Below are 19326 nucleotides of genomic sequence, written 5' to 3'. Positions count from 1 at the left end.
ATCTCCACGACGGAGTCCCGGGGCCCGATCGAGGATCTCGTCGGGGCGTCACCGCATGTGCGCCCCGCGCTCGGCGAACAGCATCAATTCACACGAATCGCCCACACCACCGCACACGAACGGCCCAGGGAACGGCTCGGGGAACGGCCCGGGGATCGGCCTAGGCGTGCGTGCCGGTGAGCGAGGCCAGGTACGCCTCGGTCCGCTCCGGTTCGTAGAAGAAGTCCTCGAAGTCGGACGGGTCGTCGAAGCCGGCCGCGAAGCGGTCCGCGACCGCGGGGAGCGCGCCCGCCGCGCCGATCAGGTTGAGCACGTGCTCCGGGGGGACGCCGAGCATGGCGTTCGTCCACTTGGTGACGTGCCGCGCGCTCTCCCAGTAGCGGTCGAACGTGGCCCGCATCCACGCCTCGTCGAACTCCTTCTCGCCCCGCTCCAGGATCGACGCGAGGTAGGAGGCGGCGCACTTCGCGGCGGCGTTGGCGCCCTGGTTGGTGACGGGGTCGTTCACCACGACCACGTCGGCGACGCCCAGGGCGAGCCCGCCGCCGGGCAGGTGCGCGACGGGGTGCCGGACGGTGGGGGCGTAGCGGCCGACGAGGGTGCCGCGCGCGTCGGTGAGCTCGGCCTTGGTGGCGCGCGCGTACTCCCAGGGCGTGTACCGCTGCATGAGCCCCAGCATCAAGGAGAGGTGCTCCGCCGGGCTGCCGACGCCCTGGAAGACGTCGGCGGGGCCGCCGGGGACGCCTTCCCAGAACAGGATGTCGGCGCGTCCCGAGAGGGTGAGCGTCGGGATGACGAACAGTTCGCCGACGCCCGGGACGAGGTTGCAGCGCATCGCGTCGGTGTCCGGGCACTCCGGGCGGGGGGCGAGGCCGTGCACGTAGGCGACGGCGAGGGCGCGCTGCGGCTCGCGGTGCGGGGAGCGGGCGGCGTCGCGGGCGAACATCGACACCAGCTCGCCCTTGCCCGCCGCGACGAGCACCAGGTCGTAGGCGCGGGAGAAGTAGTCCAGGTCGGAGACGGCCGCGCCGTGCACGACGAGCCGGCCGCCGCGCTGGGCGAAGGCCTCCAGCCAGCCGGCCATCTTCACGCGCTGGTCGACCGACTGCGCGTACCCCCGCAGCCTGCCCGTCCAGTCGACGACGCGCTGCGCCGCGGGGCCGGCGACGGACATGCCGAGCCCCTCGATCCGCGGGGCCCGGTGCTCCCAGAAGTTCAGCTTCAGGTCGCGCTCGTGCTGGAGCGCCGTGTGGAACATGACCTGGGTCGACATGACCCGTCCGGTGCGGATCTCGTCGGCCGTCCGGTTGGACATCAGGGTGACCTCGTACCCGTGCGCCTGGAGGCCGAGGGCGAGCTGAAGTCCGGACTGGCCGGCTCCGACGACGAGTATCTTCCGCATCCGGGAGCTGTTCTCCTACTCGGGTCTGGTGGCGTTACTCGGGGCTGGTGGCGATGGCGTGGGCGCAGAGCGCGAGGAGGGTCTCCACGACGGATATGCGGTTCCGCGCGTCCATGACCATGACGGGTATCTGCGCGGGCACCGACAGGGCCTCGCGGACGTCCTCGGCGTCGAACAGCTCGCTGCCGTCGAAGTGGTTGACGGCGACGACGTACGGCAGCCCGCAGCTCTCGAAGTAGTCGAGCGCCGGGAAGCAGTCCGCGAGGCGCCGCGTGTCGGCGAGGACGACCGCGCCGATCGCCCCGCGCACCAGGTCGTCCCACATGAACCAGAACCGCTGCTGGCCCGGCGTGCCGAACAGGTAGAGCACCAGGTCGTCGTCGAGCGTGATGCGGCCGTAGTCCATGGCCACCGTGGTGGTGGTCTTGTCCGGGGTGGCCGAGAGGTCGTCGTGGGCCTCGCTCGCCTCGGTCATCAGCGCCTCGGTCTGCAGCGGCTCGATCTCCGAGACGGTGCCGACGAGGGTGGTCTTGCCGGCGCCGAACCCGCCCGCGATCACGATCTTCGTCGCGATGGGCGCGCGGGTGATGTCGGTCTGCCAGGGTTTCAGCTCCTCCTCGCGCTCCACACGCGGGGAGGTCCGGCCGGCCGATGCGGCGCGGGTGACGCCCCTCCGGGCGCCGGTGGCGACCCCCGGGGAGGAGGCGTCAGAGACGACGGAGTCCACTCAGCACCCTTTCCAGCAGGGCACGGTCCGGCTGTCCCGGACCGTGCCCCGTTCCGTACACGCGAATTCTTCCCTGGTCCGCGAGATCGCTGAGGAGGACACGGACCACGCCGAGCGGCATCCTCAGCAGCGCAGCGATCTCGGCCACCGTCCGCATGCGGCGGCAGAGTTCGACGATGGCCCGCATCTCGGGCATGACCCTGGCGGTGGACGAGCCGCTTCCGGTAGTGAACGTTCCGGTGGTGCCGTCCGTCAATTCCTGTGGCTCGTCGGGGGCTTCGAGAGCGGCGACGAACGTCTCGACGAGCAGCACGTGGCCGGACCGGGTGCGGCCACCGGTGAGGGAGTACGGGCGGACCCGGGCGGGCCTGCGGTCGCCGCCGCGTACGGGCAGCTTGCGCGTCCCGGCGGATGGTCCGCCCGGCGCCCTCGGTGGGGTCACCGTCCGCTCCCCGCCGTCTCCGCCTCGAGCGACGCCCGCAGCTCGCTGCGGAGTTCGGGGGTCAGGACGTGTCCGGCGCGGCCGACGAACAGCGCCATGTGGTACGCCACCGCGCTCATGTCGCAGTCCGGGGAGGCGTGCGCGCCGAGCAGCGAGCCGTCGCTGATCGACATGACGAAGAGGCTCCCCTCGTCCATCGCGACCATCGTCTGCTTGACCCCGCCGACGTCCAGCAGCTTGGCGGCGCCGATGGTGAGGCTGCCGATGCCGGAGACGATCGTGGCGAGGTCGGCTGCGGAGCCCCTGGGACCGGCGGAACGGTCCGCCCGCTCCTCCCTCGCCTCCGCGTTCCTGCCGGGGTCGGAGGAGAGCAGCAGCAGGCCGTCGGAGGAGACCACCGCGACCGACAGCAGGCCCGGCACCTCCTCGACGAGGTTGGTCAGCAGCCAGTGCAGGTTACGGGCCTCATGGCTCAGTCCGAAGGTCGTGCTGGGCGCGGTCAACTGCTTGCCTCCTCGGAAGTGCCCCCCGACGGTTCGAGCGGGTCACGGTCGTGCCGGCGTGCCGGGGGCACGGCCGACCCGTCCGTCTTCTCGCCGGTACCGCCTGTCTCGGCGATCTCTGCGGCGACGTCGCGCCGGCCGTCCTTGGCTCCCTGGTGGAAACCACCGAGACGGCGGCGGAGTTCCTCGGCGTTCACGCCCCCGGCGCGGGGCCTGGCGGCCGGGGCGGGGGCGTTGACCTTGGGGGTGCGCTTGGGAAGGCCCTTGTCGGTGAGCCGGGGGGCCTCGGTGGAACGGGCGGCCTCCCCCGCGTCGAGGGGCCGCTCGTCCGCGGCGCGTTCATGGGTGTCGGCGTCCGGGGGTGTCCCGGTGTCCGCGGGGGGCGCCGGGGCGACCAGCTCCATCGTGGTCTCGGAGACCCGTTCGGGGGTTCCGGGGGTCTCCTCCGGTGCGGCGGCGTCCTCGTCGGGTACGGCGTCGTCGTCACGTACGGCGTCGTCGTCCGCGGTCGTCCCGTCGTCCCCGTCCGTCCCCCGCGCGCGCAGGGCCCGCTCCGCCGCCTCGATCAGGGGGTCACCGGCGCCGTCCGGTTCGGGCACGACGACGGTCGAGCGGGCGGGCAGGACGTTGGAGTTGGCCTCGGCGTCGGCGCCCGGCAGGGACATCGAGGGGGTGTCGGCGCCCACCGGACCGGAGCCGGGGCCCGCGGTCGCGGGCGCGGCGGCGAGCAGCCGCTTGGGCAGCACCGCGACGGCCGCGACACCGCCCTGCTTCTGCTCGCGCAGCCGTACGCGCACGCCGTGCCGGTGGGCGAGCCGGGCCACCACGTACAGACCGAGCCCGGCCTCCTCGCCGTCCTCCTCGCCGTGGGGCTCGTACGGCTCCCGCGGGTCGAAGTTCTTCAGGCGGTCGTTGATGGCCTCCAGCCGGTCGGCGGCGACGCCGATGCCCTCGTCCTGCACGGAGAGCATCACCTCGCCGTTCTCCAGCAGCCAGCCGGAGATCTCGACGGGCAGGTCGGGCGGCGAGAACGAGGCGGCGTTCTCCAGCAGTTCGGCGAGCAGGTGGCTGAGGTCGTCGGCGGCGCCCCCGGCGATGTGCGCGTGCGGCGGCAGCTCGGCGATGCGCACCCGGTCGTAGCGCTCGATCTCGCTGACGGCGGCGCGCACGACGTCGACCAGGGGGATCGGACCCGCGTGCTGCCGGCCGTGCTCGGCGCCCGCGAGGACGAGGAGGTTCTCGCTGTGCCGGCGTACGACCGTGGCGAGGTGGTCGACCTTGAAGAGGGTGGCGAGCCGGTCGGCGTCCTGCTCGCGCTCCTCCATCTGCTCGATGACGGCGAGCTGGCTCTCGACGAGACCCAGGATGCGGAGGGACAGGTTGACGAGTGGACCGCTCGCGCCGGTGCGGGCCCGCTTCAGCTCCGCGGCGGTGTCGGCGAGTTCGGCGCGCAGCCGGTCGCGTTCGTCGGCCATGCGCTGCCGCTCGCCGATGAGGTGCTTGCGGTCGCCCTCCAGGGGCGCCAGCCGCTCGTTCAGCGCCACGGCGTGCGCCCGCAGCGCGTTGACGGAGCGGACGACCTGGGCGAACTCGTCGTTGCGGCCGGTGAACCGGACGGGCTCCTCGGCCACCGGGTCGGCGGCGACCCGGGCCGCGCCGATGCGCACCGCGGCCAGCGGCCGGGTGAGGCTGCGGGCCATGGCGGTGGCGGTGCCGACGGCGACGAGCAGCAGGCCGCCGAGGGCCGCGATCCGGATCTCCAGCGCGGTGACGTCGTCGTCGCGGAGCCGGGCCAGGTCCTTGGTGCGCCGGTCGTGGAGGGAGGCCTCCGCACCGCGCATCAGCTCGACGCGTGCGGTGAGGGCCGCGTCCAGCTCGTCGGTGTCCGTGTTCAGCTCGTCGTCGGTGAGGGCCGGCCGGTCGGTGAGCCTGCCGAGGAAGTCGTCGGCGGAGGCGGCCTCGGGCCCGGTGACCGTGGAGTCGTACGCGTCGCGGGCGCGCCCGGGTGCCGTCTCGCGGAAGCCGGCGAGGGCCGCGTCGGAGCGGACGCGGGCCTGCTGGGCGGCGGCAGTGAGGGCGTCGCGCTGCTCGGCGTCGGCGTCCGTGGAGGTGCTCGCGGTGGTGGGCAGGCCGGTGACGGGGTCGATGACGGTCCGCTCGGACGCCGGCACGGCGAGCGCGGCGAGCAGCAGTCCGCGGGTCGCGGCGGCCTGCTGGACGGCGGTGTCCAGGTCGGCGAGCGCGTGCGCGCCGGGGCCCGTGCGGGGCGGCAGCTGCTCGGCCAGGTCCTCGGCGAGGGTGTGCAGCTCGGCGATGACGGCCGAGTACGCCTCATGTGCCTCGAGCGCGGTGCCGTCCCCCGTCAGCGCCGACCGGCGCACCCCGGTGATGGAGGCGAGGTCCTCGCGGAGGGCGGCGTCCGCGTCCGCCCGGAGTTCGCCGGCCTGCCGGTCGACGCGTGCGGCGCGCTCCTCGTCCGGGGTCCCGGACTCCGGGCGCCCGGCGGCGATGTACGAGGTGACCTCGTCCCGCTCGTCGGCGAGGGCGTGGGCCAGGGTGAGCGCCTGCTGGGTGCGCTCGGCGAGCGTCACCAGGTTCTGGGAGTCGTTCAACTGACCGGACGCGGCCAGGACCGAGGGCGCTCCGGCACCCGCTATGGCGGCCGCCACGACGACGACGGCGCCGATGAGGCGGGTGCGGACGTGGGCGGGACGGCCGGTGCCGACGGCGGGCTGCTGGTCCTCCGTACGCCCGCCCGGCTCCGGAGCGGCCGTGGAGGCCGTCTGCTTGCCTGTGCGCCGAGGCCGCTTCTTCTGCACCGGTGCTCGCCTTCGTGACTCGTGTACCCATCAAGCCGGGTGACGTGCCGTCAACTGTGACGTTTTCCCGGTTACGGCTCCCGACCCTCCCAGTGCCGGTGGGCAGTGGTCCCGCATCATCGAGCCCGCCACCCGAAGGAGTGAACATCGGAGGAGAGTTGGCGGGCAAGTTCCTCCGGTGCATGCCGGAGCCGGACACGGCGGGCCGGTTGGACGTATGCGGCGGGCTTTGGCAATATTCGCCGCCACGCTTCACCAACCCCGATCATTTGCCGTCAATTCCGGCCCCCGACCTGCGGATCGCGACCGTTCGGCACCCCTCGCCGGACTGCTCGTGGATCTTGTGAAGGGCTCGTGCAGACTGGTCCGATGCGTACGGAAGTGATCTCCGAGCCCGGCAGCCCCGATCACACCAACGAGGACTTCGCCGCGGTCGCGGTTCCCGCTTCGGGACAGGGTGGTTCTCTGGTCGTCCTGGACGGTGTGACGCCGCCGCCGAGCGCGTACGGCTGCCGGCACACGGTCGCGTGGTTCACCGCGCGGCTCGGCGGCGCCCTGACCGAACTGTCCGTTTCACCAGGGGATTTGCCGCTGCCGCAGGTGCTCGCGGGAGCCATCGCCCGTACCGCGAACGCGCACGCCTCAACCTGTGATCTTTCTCACCCGCGCACCCCTCAGGCGACCGTGGTCCTGGCCCGCTGGTCCCCGCGGTCCGTGGAGTACCTGGTGCTGTCGGACTCGGCGCTGCTGCTCCAGGGGCCGGGCGGGGCGGTCACGGCGGTCCTCGACGACCGTCTGGCGCGGCTGCCCCGTACGTCGCTGGCGTCGGCCGCGGTGACGGACGCGACGCTGCGCAACCGGGAGGGCGGCTTCTTCACGGCGGCGGCCGACCCGTCGGTGGCCGCGCGCGCGGTGACGGGCGCCGTGCCGCGCCGGGAGGTGCAGGCCCTCGCCGCGCTGACGGACGGGGCGACGCGCTGGGTGGACCGGTTCCGGCAGGGCGACTGGGCGGACTGCTTCTGGGTCGTACGGGAGGAGGGCGCGCCGGAGCTGGTGCGGCGCGTGCGGACCCTGGAGCGCGCCGACTCCGCGCGGACGTACCTGGGGCGGGCGAAGCGGCACGACGACGCGACGGTGGTGTACGTGGAGCCGTGACGTGCGGCGCGGCGCGCGGGCCGGCCGGGTCAGATGTCGTTGCCCTGGTTCAACTGGTGCAGCAGACGCGCGAGTTCGGCGACCTCCGCCCGGTCCCAGCCGGACAGCCGGCGCACGTACCGCTCCCGGCGGGCGTCCCGCACCCTGCGGAAGCGCTGCCGCCCCTCCTCGGTGAGGCGGACGAGCCAGGCGCGGCCGTCCGCGGGGTCGGGCTCGCGGGCCACGAGGCCGAGCTGCTCCAGGGCGCGCAGCTGGCGGGACATGGTGGCCTTGCCGACGCCGATGTAGGCCGCGAGTTCCGTGGCGCGCAGCCCGCCGCTCTCCTCCAGCCGGGCGAGCAGGCCGTACGCGGCGGACTCCAGGTCGGGGTGGACCGCGCGGGCCATCTCGCCGGACTTCGCGCGGGCCCGGCGCAGCAGGACGGTCAGCTCCCGCTCCAGGTCGAGGAAGGCGAGGTCCATACCGTTCCGCGGCACGTCGGCGCCGTCCCGGTGCGCACCGCCGATGCCGTTGTCGTACGCGTCAGCACCCATGCTCCGGTTTCCCGTTCCTGAAAGTTTCCGCCGAGTAGCGGCGTCGTCGCAGCTCGGTCAGTATTTCGCAGGCGTAGACCAACGGCGTGCCCCGGGCCCTCTTCCGCGGGAAGTCGAACATGCGTAGCGTCATCGGGGGCGCAGATTGTCATGATCGCGCCACTCCCCCCACTCCCCTCACAGCTCTCCCCCTCCCCCGGGTGACGCCCCGCCGTGCCGGCAACAGGCCCGCCGCACCGCGCCTGTGTCCACGCACGGCCGAGCGCGTACCCCACCGCACCCCCCACCGAGCAGCATCGCGCCCTTCGGAAGGCCCGTCATGCCCGTGCGCAGATCCGGATCCACCCGCTCGCTCTCCCCCCTCACCCTCCGCGCGGCCCTCGTCGCCGCGCTCGTCCTCCTCCCCTTCCCGGCCGCCGCCGTCGCCGCCCCCTCCCCCTCTCCCTCTCCCGCCCCCGCTCCCGCTCCCGCTCCCGGTTCCGCGTACATGGGCCTGGGCGTCCGCATGCACGACGGCCAGGAGGCCCGCGACGGCGACGGGTCCCCGCCCGGCCGGGCCCTGCACACGGAAGGCGTGGACGTCAGCAGCCACCAGCGCGACGTCGCGTGGCGGGCCCTGTGGAACAGCGGCGTCCGCTGGGCCTACGTGAAGGCGACCGAGGGCACCTCCTACCGCAACCCCTCCTACGCGCAGCAGTACAACGGCGCCTCCGGCGTCGGCATGGTCCGCGGCGCCTACCACTTCGCGCTCCCCAACGGCGCCTCCGGTGCCGCCCAGGCGGACTACTTCGTCGACAACGGCGGCGGCTGGTCGGCGGACGGCAGGACGCTGCCGGGCGTGCTGGACATCGAGTGGAACCCGTACGGCAGCGCCTGCTACGGCAAGTCACCGAGCGCGATGGTCGCCTGGATCCGGGACTTCCTGGACCGGTACAGGGAACGGACGGGACGCCACGCCGTCGTCTACACGGCCACCACCTGGTGGAACCAGTGCACGGGCAGCCACGCCGGCCTCGGCGCCCACCCGCTGTGGATCGCGCGGTACGCCTCCTCCGTGGGCCCCATGCCCGCGGGCTGGAGCGGCTACACCATGTGGCAGTACACGGCGACCGGCCCGTACGTCGGCGACCACAACCGGTTCAACGGCACGCTGGACCGGCTGGAGGCCCTCGCCAACGGCTGAGCCCCGGGCCGTACGACCGACGGCCGGACCTGCGCCGTACGACCGACGGCCGGACCGCGCGCCGTACGGACACACACCCGCGCGTGAAGGCCCGGGTCCCCGACGGGGGACCCGGGCCTTCCTCGACCGGTCGCGTCCCTCACGGCACGACCGGGAGCCCCCGGGGCGCCGGGCGTCACGCCACGGCCGGGACCTCCACCTCCGCCGGGGCCAGCGCCAGCTCCAGCACCTGCCGCACGTCCGTGACGGCGTGCACGTCGAGCTTCTCCAGGACCTCGGCCGGGACGTCGTCCAGGTCGGGCTCGTTGCGCTTGGGGATGATCACCGTGGTGACCCCCGCCCGGTGCGCGGCGAGCAGCTTCTGCTTCACCCCGCCGATCGGCAGGACGCGGCCGGTCAGCGACACCTCACCGGTCATCGCCACGTCCGTGCGGACCAGCCGGCCGGAGAGCAGCGAGGCCAGCGCGGTCGTCATCGTGATGCCCGCGCTCGGGCCGTCCTTGGGCACCGCGCCCGCCGGGAAGTGGATGTGCACGCCCCGGTCCTTCAGGTCGCCGACCGGCAGTTCCAGTTCGGCGCCGTGGCTGCGCAGGAAGCTCAGCGCGATCTGCGCCGACTCCTTCATCACGTCGCCGAGCTGACCGGTGAGCGTCAGGCCCGCCGCGCCCGTCTCGGGGTCGGCCAGCGACGCCTCGACGTACAGGACGTCGCCGCCCGCGCCGGTGACCGCGAGGCCCGTCGCGACGCCCGGCACCGAGGTGCGCCGCTCGGCCGGGTCCTGGGCGGACTCGGGTACGTGGTGCGGCCGGCCGATCAGGTCGCGCAGCTCGCCGTCCGTGATGGTGAACGGCAGCTCCCGCTCGCCCAGTTCGTGCTGGGCCGCGACCTTGCGCAGCAGCCGGGCGATGGACCGCTCCAGGGTGCGCACGCCCGCCTCGCGCGTGTACTCGCCGGCCAGCTTGCGCAGCGCGCTCTCGTCGACCGTGACCTCGTCGGCGCCCAGACCGGCCCGGTCGAGCTGCCGCGGCAGCAGGTGGTCCCGGGCGATGACGATCTTCTCGTCCTCGGTGTAGCCATCGAGACGGACCAGCTCCATACGGTCGAGCAGGGCCTCCGGGATGGCCTCCAGGACGTTGGCGGTGGCGAGGAAGACGACGTCGGAGAGGTCGAGTTCGACCTCCAGGTAGTGGTCGCGGAAGGTGTGGTTCTGCGCCGGGTCGAGGACTTCCAGGAGGGCGGCGGCCGGGTCGCCCCGGAAGTCGGAGCCGACCTTGTCGATCTCGTCGAGCAGCACCACCGGGTTCATCGACCCGGCCTCCTTGATGGCCCGCACGATCCGGCCGGGCAGCGCGCCGACGTACGTGCGCCGGTGGCCGCGGATCTCCGCCTCGTCCCGGACACCGCCGAGCGCGACGCGGACGAACTTCCGGCCCATGGCGTGCGCGACGGACTCACCCAGGCTGGTCTTGCCGACGCCGGGCGGGCCGACGAGGGCCAGCACGGCGCCGCCGCGACGGCCGCCGATGACCCCCAGCCCCCGGTCGCCGCGCCGCTTGCGCACCGCCAGGTACTCGGTGATCCGCTCCTTCACGTCGTCCAGACCCGCGTGCTCGGCGTCCAGGACGGCCTTGGCGCCCTGGATGTCGTACGCGTCCTCCGTCCGCTCGTTCCACGGCAGTTCGAGGACGGTGTCGAGCCAGGTGCGGATCCAGGAGCCCTCGGGCGACTGGTCGGAGGCCCGTTCCAGCTTGTCGACCTCCTTGAGCGCGGCCTCCCGCACCTTCTCGGGGAGATCGGCGGCCTCGACACGGGCGCGGTAGTCGTCGGACTCCTCGCCCTCCTTCTCGCCGTTCAGCTCGCGCAGCTCCTTGCGCACGGCCTCCAGCTGCCGGCGCAGCAGGAACTCGCGCTGCTGCTTGTCGACGCCCTCCTGGACGTCCTTGGCGATGGTCTCGGCGACCTCCTGCTCGGCGAGGTGGTCGCGGAGCTGCTGGGTGGCGAGCTTCAGCCGGGCGACGGGGTCGGCGGTCTCCAGCAGCGCGACCTTCTGCTCGGTGCTCAGGAAGGGCGAGTAACCGGAGTTGTCGGCGAGGGCGGAGACGTCGTCGATGGCCTGCACCCGGTCCACGACCTGCCAGGCGCCGCGCTTGCGCAGCCAGGCGGTGGCGAGGGCCTTGTACTCCTTGACGAGCTCGGTGACCTGCCCCGGCAGGGGCTCGGGCACGGTCTCGTCGATCCTGGTGCCCTCCACCCACAGGGCGGCGCCCGGTCCGGTGGTCCCGGCACCGATGCGCACCCGGCCGCGCGCGCGGATCAGGGCGCCCGGGTCACCGTCGGCCAGCCGTCCCACCTGCTCGACGGTGCCGAGCACGCCCGTGCTCGCGTACGTCCCGTCGATCCTCGGTACCAGCAGCACCCTGGGCTTGCCGGGCTCGGAGCGCGCGGCGGCCTGCGCGGCCTCGACCGCGGCCCGCACCTCGGCGTCGTTCAGGTCCAGCGGCACCACCATCCCCGGCAGCACGACCTCGTCGTCGAGAGGCAGCACGGGCAGGGTGAGCGGTGTGGACGTCGAAGCCATGAGTCTCTCCCTAGGTGTCAAGTTGAGCTATGCCGACTCAATGCTCATGAGCCGTTGAATGTTCCCCCAAACGTGTTCGCTGTCAGCGATCACCGACTCGTGCGGGCGGGGACCGACCGCCGGGTCGTCCCACCAGGGGCGGCGCCGCCCCTGGTGGAACCCTGGGCCCGCACGATCGACGTGGGACCGGGTGAGCACGTGAGCGCCGCGTGCTCACCGCCACGCACGACGAGGCCGAGGAGGCGACGGTCCGCAAGGTGGCCGACGCCGTGACGGGACACGGCGTCCGGCTCAAGGTCTTCGCGGAGCGGGACAGGGCCGGGCCGTGGCTCGGCGAGGGCTGGTGGACCGGTCCCGAGTCCGGCTGCCCGATGCCGGTGCCGCTGCGGGCGGAGGAGCACGGGACACCGGCGCTCCCCGACGGCTACCGGCTGCGCACCTGGTCGCGCGGCGGCGTCGTCCGCGCACTGGTCGCCGCCCCGGACGGCTCCTGGGCCGCGCGCGGCCCAGATCGCCCCGACCGGGCGTACGGCGGTCGCCGACCAGGTCGAGACCTCCGCCGCCCACCGCCGCCGGGGCCTGGGCACCCTGGTGATGCGCACCCTCGGCCGCGCGGCGTTCGAGCAGGGGGCACGGACCGGGGTACTGGCGGGGACGCCGGACGGACGGGCGCCGTACGAGTCGCCGGGCCGGCGTGTGGAGGCACCGTTGGCCTCCGCGAAGTTCGGGGGGAGCCCCTGACCGCGGTGCGCGCGGACGGCGCCGGCGAGCGCGCCGGTGCCGTCGGGTGCGCCGGTGCCGTCGGGTGCGCCGGTGCCGTCGGGTGCGCGGGGGACGGCGAGGCCTCGCGGACCGTTCCACCGGCCCTTCCCCGGCCTCCCCGGAGGAACTGCCAGGATGAGGCCATGAGCACTGCCTACGAGATCCCGGAAGTCATCGACCGGCGCGAGGGCCCGTACGGTGAGGTCGTGCTGCGGCGGCACGGGGAGCTGCTGCAGATCATCGCCAACGGCTGTTTCCTCATGGACACCTCCGACGGACGTTCGGAGCGGCTGCTGGTCGACGCGGCGCTGCAGACGCTGGACGACCGCCCGGCGCCGAGCGTGCTCATCGGCGGGCTGGGGGTCGGGTTCTCGCTCGCACACGCCGCCGCGAACCCCCGCTGGGGGCGCATCACGGTGGTGGAGCGTGAGCCGGCGATCATCGGATGGCATCGGCACGGCCCCCTGGCGGCGGTGTCCGCCGGCGCGCTCGCGGACCCCCGCACCGAGATCGTCGAGGCGGACCTGGTCGCGTACGTCAATGAGACGTCCGCCACATTCGACGCGTTGTGCCTGGACATCGACAACGGCCCCGACTGGACGGTCACCGAGGACAACGGCACCCTCTACTCGGCGGCCGGACTGGCAAGCTGCGCAACGGCGTTGAAACCCGGCGGAGTGCTCGCGGTGTGGTCGGCCCAGCCGTCGGCGCATTTCGAAGAAACCTTGGGGAATGCCGGGTTCCAGCAGGTGCGTACCGAAGAGATCCCGGTTGCCCGAGGAGTTCCGGACGTCGTGCACCTCGCGGTCCGGCCTGGATAGCAAAGGCGCGGTGAGTGCCCGTACGCTGCATCCCTGACGCCGATCATTCAAGCGTCAATCGCAGTCATGCGCAGTCAAGGGATCACCCCACGGATTCCGGAAAGCAACACAGGGGCGGGCGATGGAGCAGACACACACCTCCCACAGCGGCACTGCGGCGACCCCGGGCGCCCAGCGCCGGGTCCTGGTGGTCGAGGACGACCCGACGATCGTCGACGCCATCGCGGCCCGCCTGCGCGCGGAGGGCTTCCTCGTGCAGACCGCGGGCGACGGCCCGGCGGCCGTCGACACCGCTGAGGCATGGCAGCCCGACCTGCTGATCCTGGACATCATGCTGCCGGGTTTCGACGGCCTGGAGGTGTGCCGCCGGGTGCAGGCCCAGCGCCCGGTCCCGGTGCTGATGCTCACCGCGCGCGACGACGAGACGGACATGCTGGTCGGGCTCGGCGTGGGCGCCGACGACTACATGACGAAGCCTTTCTCCATGCGTGAGCTGGCCGCCCGCGTGCACGTCCTGCTGCGCCGCGTGGAGCGTGCCGCGCTGGCCGCCGCGACGCCCCGCAGCGGCATCCTGCGCCTCGGCGAGCTGGAGATCGACCACGCGCAGCGCCGGGTGCGGGTGCGCAGCGAGGACGTGCACCTCACCCCCACCGAGTTCGACCTCCTGGTCTGCCTCGCCAACACCCCGCGTGCCGTACTCTCGCGCGAGCAGCTGCTCGCCGAGGTGTGGGACTGGGCGGACGCGTCGGGGACGCGGACCGTGGACAGTCACATCAAGGCGCTGCGGCGGAAGATCGGCGCGGAGCGCATCCGCACGGTGCACGGCGTGGGCTACGCGCTGGAGACGCCGAACCCCTGAGCGGCCGGTCCCCGTCGGTGGGCTTCCCGCCGGCCCGGGCACGCCGTCGGAAGCGGTGCGCCCGGGCCGGCGGAGGGCCCGGCGGGGCGGTTCGGCAGGCAGACGGTGTGGTCGTGAGGGGCGTTGGGTGATGGGCGGTCCGGGCGGGAAGCGCAGGGGCGCGGATCCCTGGGGCGGGGTGCGCCCCTTCTCGATCAAGACGAAGCTGGGCACGCTCGTCGTCGTCTCGGTGCTGATCACCACCGGTCTGCTGATGATCGCGGCACGCACCGAGACGGAGCTGCGCTTCATCACCATCTTCTCGATGATCGCGACCCTGCTGATCACGCAGTTCGTGGCCCATTCGCTCACCGCGCCGCTGGACGAGATGAACGCGGTCGCCCGCTCCATCTCGCACGGCGACTACACCCGCCGCGTCAACGACAACCGCCGGGACGAGCTGGGCGACCTGGCCCACACGATCAACCTGATGGCCGACGAGCTGGAGGCCCAGGACCGCCAGCGCAAGGAGCTCGTCGCAAACGTCTCGCACGAGCTGCGCACCCCCATCGCTGGTCTGCGCGCCGTCCTGGAGAACGTCGTCGACGGTGTCTCGGCCGCCGACCCCGAGACGATGCGTACGGCGCTGAAGCAGACCGAGCGGCTCGGGCGCCTGGTGGAGACGCTCCTCGACCTGTCCCGGCTGGACAACGGCGTGGTCCCGCTGCGCAAGCGGCGCTTCGAGGTGTGGCCGTACCTCTCGGGCGTCCTGAAGGAGGCCAACATGGTCGCCTCCGCGCGCGGGGGCGTCGCCTCCGACTCCGGCAAGCACACCCGTACGGACGTCCACCTGCACCTCGACGTGCACCCCTCGGACCTGACCGTGCACGCGGACCCCGAGCGCATCCACCAGGTCGTCGCCAACCTGATCGACAACGCGGTCAAGCACAGCCCGCCGCACGGCCGTGTGACGGTGAAGGCCAGGCCGGGCACCGCTCCCGAGTCCCTGGAACTGGAGGTCCTGGACGAGGGACCGGGCATCCCCCAGTCGGAGTGGCACCGCGTCTTCGAGCGCTTCAACCGGGGCGCGGTCAGTTCCCCGCACGGGCCGGGCAGCGACGGCGGCACCGGTCTGGGCCTCGCCATCGCCCGCTGGGCGGTGGACCTGCACGGCGGCCGCATCGGTGTGGCGGAGTCCCCGCGGGGCTGCCGCATCCAAGTCGTCCTGCCGGGTCCGCAGAAGTAGCGCGAGCGGCCGGTCCCGCCCCGGACCCGGCCGGTTCCCGACGCCCGCCGGCGCCGTCGGCCACCCCGGCCGGATCCGGTGTCCGCCGGTGGGCGGGACCGGAAGGCGTCGTACGGGCGCCGGCGGGCGTCACTCCCACGGGGTCGCCTCCCGGCCGAGGTGACGTAGGGTTCGACCCGGAGCACCCAAGATCGACGGAGATCCGCGCCTGACGGACACGTGTGATCGGGCTGCCGTCGGGCAGTCGTGGAGCAGAGGGCCGCGCGCGTGTCGCCGCAGGCCCGTCCGACCCATGCGCCTGACCTCAGTCCGCAACCGGAACCCCGCTTGTTTCCCGCCATTTCCGGCCATGAAACGCGCCCTGAGATGTGACTTACGCGACGATGAACGGGCCCGGACTGACCTTCTCGGCCACGGAGGCGTAGCCTTTATTCCCGCTGTCCATCACCTTGTGAAGCGGAAGAGGGCGGTTGCCGCCGTGTCGCCACAGTCCCCCAGTAACTCCAGCACCTCGACCGAGACCGACCAAGCGGGCAAGAACCCCGCCGCGGCCTTCGGTGCCAACGAGTGGCTCGTCGACGAGATCTATCAGCAGTACCTCCAGGACCCGAATTCGGTAGACCGAGCCTGGTGGGACTTCTTCGCCGACTACAAGCCGGGGGCGGCCGCCTCCTCGGCTCCGGCGGGTAACGCGGCCGCGGGGGCCGCGGGGACCACCACGCAGGCGCAGCCCCAGGCCCCGGCCGCCGCTCCGGCGGCTCCGGCCCGGCCTCAGGCCCCGGCACAGCCCCCGGCTCCGCAGCAGGCTCAGGCCGCCGCCCCCGCCAAGCCGGCCGCCGCCCCGAAGCCCGCCGCCGCGGCCCCGGCGAAGCCCGCCGCCCCGGCCAAGCCGAAGGCGAAGGCCGAGCCGGCGAAGGAGGCGCCCGAGGGCCCCGAGTACGTGACGCTGCGCGGCCCCGGCGCCGCCGTCGCCAAGAACATGAACGCCTCGCTGGAGCTGCCCACGGCCACGTCCGTGCGCGCCGTCCCGGTGAAGCTGCTGTTCGACAACCGCATCGTCATCAACAACCACCTGAAGCGCGCCCGGGGCGGGAAGATCTCCTTCACGCACCTGATCGGCTACGCGATGGTGCAGGCCATCAAGGCCATGCCGTCGATGAACTACTCCTACGCGGAGAAGGACGGCAAGCCGACCCTCGTCAAGCCGGCGCACATCAACTTCGGCCTGGCCATCGACCTGGTGAAGCCGAACGGCGACCGCCAGCTCGTCGTCGCCGGCATCAAGAAGGCCGAGACGCTGAACTTCTTCGAGTTCTGGCAGGCCTACGAGGACATCGTCCGCCGCGCCCGCGACGGCAAGCTGACGATGGACGACTTCTCGGGTGTCACGGTCTCCCTGACCAACCCCGGCGGCCTCGGCACCGTGCACTCCGTGCCGCGTCTGATGCCCGGTCAGTCGGTCATCATGGGCGTCGGCTCCATGGACTACCCGGCCGAGTTCCAGGGCACCTCCCAGGACACCCTGAACAAGCTGGGCATCTCCAAGGTGATGACCCTGACGTCGACGTACGACCACCGGGTCATCCAGGGCGCCGCCTCCGGCGAGTTCCTGCGCATCGTGGCGAACCTGCTCCTCGGTGAGAACGGCTTCTACGACGAGATCTTCGAGGCGCTGCGCATCCCCTACGAGCCGGTCCGCTGGCTCAAGGACATCGACGCCAGCCACGACGACGACGTCACCAAGGCCGCCCGCGTCTTCGAGCTGATCCACTCCTACCGGGTCCGCGGCCACGTCATGGCCGACACCGACCCGCTGGAGTACCAGCAGCGCAAGCACCCCGACCTGGACATCACCGAGCACGGCCTCACCCTGTGGGACCTGGAGCGCGAGTTCGCGGTCGGCGGCTTCGCCGGCAAGTCGATGATGAAGCTGCGCGACATCCTCGGCGTGCTGCGCGACTCGTACTGCCGCACCACCGGCATCGAGTTCATGCACATCCAGGACCCCAAGCAGCGCAAGTGGATCCAGGACCGCATCGAGCGCCCGCACTCCAAGCCGGAGCGCGAGGAGCAGCTGCGCATCCTGCGCCGCCTGAACGCCGCCGAGGCGTTCGAAACCTTCCTGCAGACCAAGTACGTCGGCCAGAAGCGCTTCTCGCTGGAGGGCGGCGAGTCCGTCATCCCGCTGCTCGACGCGGTGCTGGACTCGGCCGCCGAGTCGCGCCTGGACGAGGTCGTCATCGGCATGGCCCACCGCGGCCGCCTCAACGTCCTCGCCAACATCGTCGGCAAGTCGTACGCGCAGATCTTCCGCGAGTTCGAGGGCAACCTCGACCCGAAGTCGATGCACGGCTCCGGCGACGTGAAGTACCACCTGGGCGCCGAGGGCACGTTCACCGGCCTGGACGGCGAGCAGATCAAGGTCTCCCTGGTCGCGAACCCCTCCCACCTGGAGGCCGTCGACCCGGTCCTGGAGGGCGTCGCCCGCGCCAAGCAGGACATCATCAACAAGGGCGGCACGGACTTCACCGTCCTGCCGGTGGCCCTCCACGGCGACGCGGCCTTCGCGGGCCAGGGCGTGGTGGCCGAGACCCTCAACATGTCGCAGCTGCGCGGCTACCGCACCGGCGGCACGGTGCACATCGTCATCAACAACCAGGTCGGCTTCACCGCGGCTCCCGAGTCCTCGCGTTCCTCCATGTACGCGACGGACGTGGCCCGCATGATCGAGGCGCCGATCTTCCACGTGAACGGCGACGACCCCGAGGCCGTCGTCCGCGTCGCTCGCCTGGCCTTCGAGTTCCGCCAGGCGTTCAACAAGGACGTCGTCATCGACCTCATCTGCTACCGCCGCCGCGGTCACAACGAGTCGGACAACCCGGCGTTCACGCAGCCGCTGATGTACGACCTGATCGACAAGAAGCGCTCGGTGCGCAAGCTCTACACCGAGTCCCTCATCGGTCGCGGCGACATCACCCTGGAAGAGGCCGAGCAGGCGCTGCAGGACTACCAGGGCCAGCTGGAGAAGGTCTTCACCGAGGTCCGCGAGGCCACCTCGCAGCCGACGTCGGGCGACTCCCACGACCCGCAGGACGGCTTCCCGGTCGCGGTGCAGACCGCGGTCTCCACGGAGGTCGTCAAGCGGATCGCCGAGTCCCAGGTCAACATCCCCGACCACATCACCGTGCACCCGCGTCTGCTGCCGCAGCTGCAGCGCCGCGCGACGATGGTCGAGGACGGCACGATCGACTGGGGCATGGGCGAGACCCTCGCGATCGGCTCCCTGCTCCTGGAGGGCACCCCGGTGCGCCTCTCGGGCCAGGACTCCCGCCGCGGCACGTTCGGCCAGCGCCACGCGGTGCTGATCGACCGGGAGACGGGCGAGGACTACACCCCGCTGCTGTACCTGTCGGACGACCAGGCCCGGTACAACGTCTACGACTCCCTCCTCTCCGAGTACGCGGCGATGGGCTTCGAGTACGGCTACTCGCTGGCCCGCCCGGACGCGCTCGTCATGTGGGAAGCGCAGTTCGGCGACTTCGTCAACGGCGCCCAGACGGTCGTGGACGAGTTCATCTCGTCGGCCGAGCAGAAGTGGGGCCAGACGTCCGGCGTCGTCCTGCTGCTGCCGCACGGCTACGAGGGCCAGGGCCCGGACCACTCCTCGGCCCGCCCGGAGCGGTTCCTGCAGCTCTGCGCGCAGAACAACATGACGGTCGCGATGCCGACCTCCCCGGCGAACTACTTCCACCTCCTGCGGTGGCAGGTGCACAACCCGCACCACAAGCCGCTGGTGGTCTTCACCCCGAAGTCGATGCTGCGCCTGAAGGCCGCCGCGTCGAAGGCCGAGGAGTTCACGACGGGCCAGTTCCAGCCGGTCATCGGCGACGCGTCGGTCGACCCGGCCGCGGTCAGGAAGGTCGTCTTCACGACGGGCAAGGTCTACTACGACCTGGACGCCGAGCGGCAGAAGCGCGGCGTCACGGACACCGCGATCATCCGCATCGAGCGCCTGTACCCGCTGCCGGGTGCCGAGCTCCAGGCGGAGATCGCCAAGTACCCGAACGCCGAGAAGTACCTGTGGGCCCAGGAGGAGCCGGCGAACCAGGGTGCCTGGCCGTTCATCGCGCTCAACCTGATCGACCACCTGGACCTGGCGGTCGGCGCGGACGTGCCGCACGGTGAGCGCCTGCGCCGGATCTCCCGGCCGCACTCCTCCTCCCCGGCGGTGGGCTCCGCGAAGCGCCACCAGGCCGAGCAGGAGCAGCTGGTGCGCGAGGTGTTCGAGGCGTGACCCGCTGAACAGCGGTCCGTCGC

Annotated in this window: 13 protein-coding genes; 6 read left to right on the top strand and 7 right to left on the bottom strand. The window is 72.5% G+C overall.

The annotated features are described in order from the left end of the window. Positions 1-160: 160 nt before the first annotated feature. From IEZ04_RS04335 to IEZ04_RS04315, 5 genes are read right to left on the bottom strand one after another with little or no spacing between them, the layout of a single operon-like run. The gene (locus IEZ04_RS04335) at positions 161-1402 is read right to left on the bottom strand and encodes a styrene monooxygenase/indole monooxygenase family protein (protein WP_189215222.1); all 1242 of its coding nucleotides are present in this window, start codon (positions 1400-1402) and stop codon (positions 161-163) included. A gap of 34 nt (positions 1403-1436) precedes the next feature. Continuing rightward, positions 1437-2129: a GTP-binding protein gene (locus IEZ04_RS04330; RefSeq protein WP_189215221.1), complete on the bottom strand. Its 693-nt coding sequence runs from the start codon at positions 2127-2129 to the stop codon at positions 1437-1439. After that, positions 2110-2571 (bottom strand): DUF742 domain-containing protein, encoded by a 462-nt coding sequence (locus IEZ04_RS04325; RefSeq protein ID WP_189215220.1) that lies wholly within the window; start codon positions 2569-2571, stop codon positions 2110-2112. The genes IEZ04_RS04330 and IEZ04_RS04325 overlap by 20 nt, the downstream gene beginning before the upstream one ends. Beyond that, the gene (locus IEZ04_RS04320; protein WP_189215219.1) at positions 2568-3074 is read right to left on the bottom strand and encodes a roadblock/LC7 domain-containing protein; all 507 of its coding nucleotides are present in this window, start codon (positions 3072-3074) and stop codon (positions 2568-2570) included. Before IEZ04_RS04320 ends, IEZ04_RS04325 begins: the two co-directional genes overlap by 4 nt. Further along, entirely contained in the window at positions 3071-5893 is a 2823-nt protein-coding gene (locus IEZ04_RS04315; RefSeq protein ID WP_189215218.1) for a sensor histidine kinase, read from the bottom strand. Before IEZ04_RS04315 ends, IEZ04_RS04320 begins: the two co-directional genes overlap by 4 nt. A gap of 369 nt (positions 5894-6262) precedes the next feature. Here IEZ04_RS04315 and IEZ04_RS04310 point away from each other — a divergent pair, with 369 nt between their 5' ends. After that, positions 6263-7048, top strand: a complete 786-nt coding sequence (locus IEZ04_RS04310) for a protein phosphatase 2C domain-containing protein (RefSeq protein WP_189215217.1) — start codon at positions 6263-6265, stop codon at positions 7046-7048. Positions 7049-7077: 29 nt separating this feature from the next. Here IEZ04_RS04310 and IEZ04_RS04305 read toward each other — a convergent pair whose 3' ends face one another. Next, entirely contained in the window at positions 7078-7581 is a 504-nt protein-coding gene (locus tag IEZ04_RS04305) for a MarR family winged helix-turn-helix transcriptional regulator (protein WP_189215216.1), read from the bottom strand. A 319-nt stretch (positions 7582-7900) separates the two neighbouring features. Between IEZ04_RS04305 and IEZ04_RS04300 the strand changes: the two genes are divergently transcribed. Next, positions 7901-8764, top strand: coding sequence for a lysozyme (locus IEZ04_RS04300; RefSeq protein ID WP_189215215.1), 864 nt, complete (start codon positions 7901-7903; stop codon positions 8762-8764). Positions 8765-8939: 175 nt separating this feature from the next. Here the strand turns inward: IEZ04_RS04300 and lon are convergent, their stop codons facing one another. Then, the gene (lon, locus tag IEZ04_RS04295; protein WP_189215214.1) at positions 8940-11342 is read right to left on the bottom strand and encodes an endopeptidase La; all 2403 of its coding nucleotides are present in this window, start codon (positions 11340-11342) and stop codon (positions 8940-8942) included. A gap of 905 nt (positions 11343-12247) precedes the next feature. On the opposite strand from lon, the gene IEZ04_RS04285 reads away from it, so the two are divergent. From IEZ04_RS04285 to IEZ04_RS04270, 4 genes are all read left to right on the top strand, one after another. Further along, a complete protein-coding gene (locus tag IEZ04_RS04285; RefSeq protein WP_189215213.1) occupies positions 12248-12925 on the top strand; it encodes a spermine/spermidine synthase domain-containing protein in 678 nt (225 codons plus the stop codon). Positions 12926-13046: 121 nt separating this feature from the next. Then, complete coding sequence (locus IEZ04_RS04280) at positions 13047-13784, top strand: response regulator transcription factor (protein ID WP_189215212.1); 738 nt, start codon at positions 13047-13049, stop codon at positions 13782-13784. A 130-nt stretch (positions 13785-13914) separates the two neighbouring features. After that, positions 13915-15009, top strand: a complete 1095-nt coding sequence (locus IEZ04_RS04275) for a HAMP domain-containing sensor histidine kinase (RefSeq protein WP_189215211.1) — start codon at positions 13915-13917, stop codon at positions 15007-15009. Positions 15010-15487: 478 nt separating this feature from the next. Beyond that, on the top strand, positions 15488-19303 hold the full coding sequence (locus IEZ04_RS04270) for a multifunctional oxoglutarate decarboxylase/oxoglutarate dehydrogenase thiamine pyrophosphate-binding subunit/dihydrolipoyllysine-residue succinyltransferase subunit (RefSeq protein ID WP_189215210.1): 3816 nt from the start codon (positions 15488-15490) through the stop codon (positions 19301-19303). The last annotated feature ends 23 nt before the right edge of the window (positions 19304-19326 follow it).

Origin of the sequence: Streptomyces ruber (assembly GCF_014648075.1) — a bacterium.
Taxonomy (GTDB): Bacteria; Actinomycetota; Actinomycetes; order Streptomycetales; family Streptomycetaceae; genus Streptomyces; species Streptomyces ruber.
The sequence above is the reverse complement of the archived record's forward strand: the minus strand, read 5'-3'. Positions and strand labels throughout refer to the sequence as shown.

Bases quoted from the DNA above. Each gene is read 5' to 3' on its own strand.
- IEZ04_RS04335 (WP_189215222.1), bottom strand. From the start codon at position 1,402: ATGCGGAAGATACTCGTCGTCGGAGCCGGCCAGTCCGGACTTCAGCTC.
- IEZ04_RS04310 (WP_189215217.1), top strand. From the start codon at position 6,263: ATGCGTACGGAAGTGATCTCCGAGCCCGGCAGCCCCGATCACACCAAC.
- IEZ04_RS04305 (WP_189215216.1), bottom strand. From the start codon at position 7,581: ATGGGTGCTGACGCGTACGACAACGGCATCGGCGGTGCGCACCGGGAC.
- IEZ04_RS04300 (WP_189215215.1), top strand. From the start codon at position 7,901: ATGCCCGTGCGCAGATCCGGATCCACCCGCTCGCTCTCCCCCCTCACC.
- lon (WP_189215214.1), bottom strand. From the start codon at position 11,342: ATGGCTTCGACGTCCACACCGCTCACCCTGCCCGTGCTGCCTCTCGAC.
- IEZ04_RS04285 (WP_189215213.1), top strand. From the start codon at position 12,248: ATGAGCACTGCCTACGAGATCCCGGAAGTCATCGACCGGCGCGAGGGC.
- IEZ04_RS04280 (WP_189215212.1), top strand. From the start codon at position 13,047: ATGGAGCAGACACACACCTCCCACAGCGGCACTGCGGCGACCCCGGGC.
- IEZ04_RS04275 (WP_189215211.1), top strand. From the start codon at position 13,915: ATGGGCGGTCCGGGCGGGAAGCGCAGGGGCGCGGATCCCTGGGGCGGG.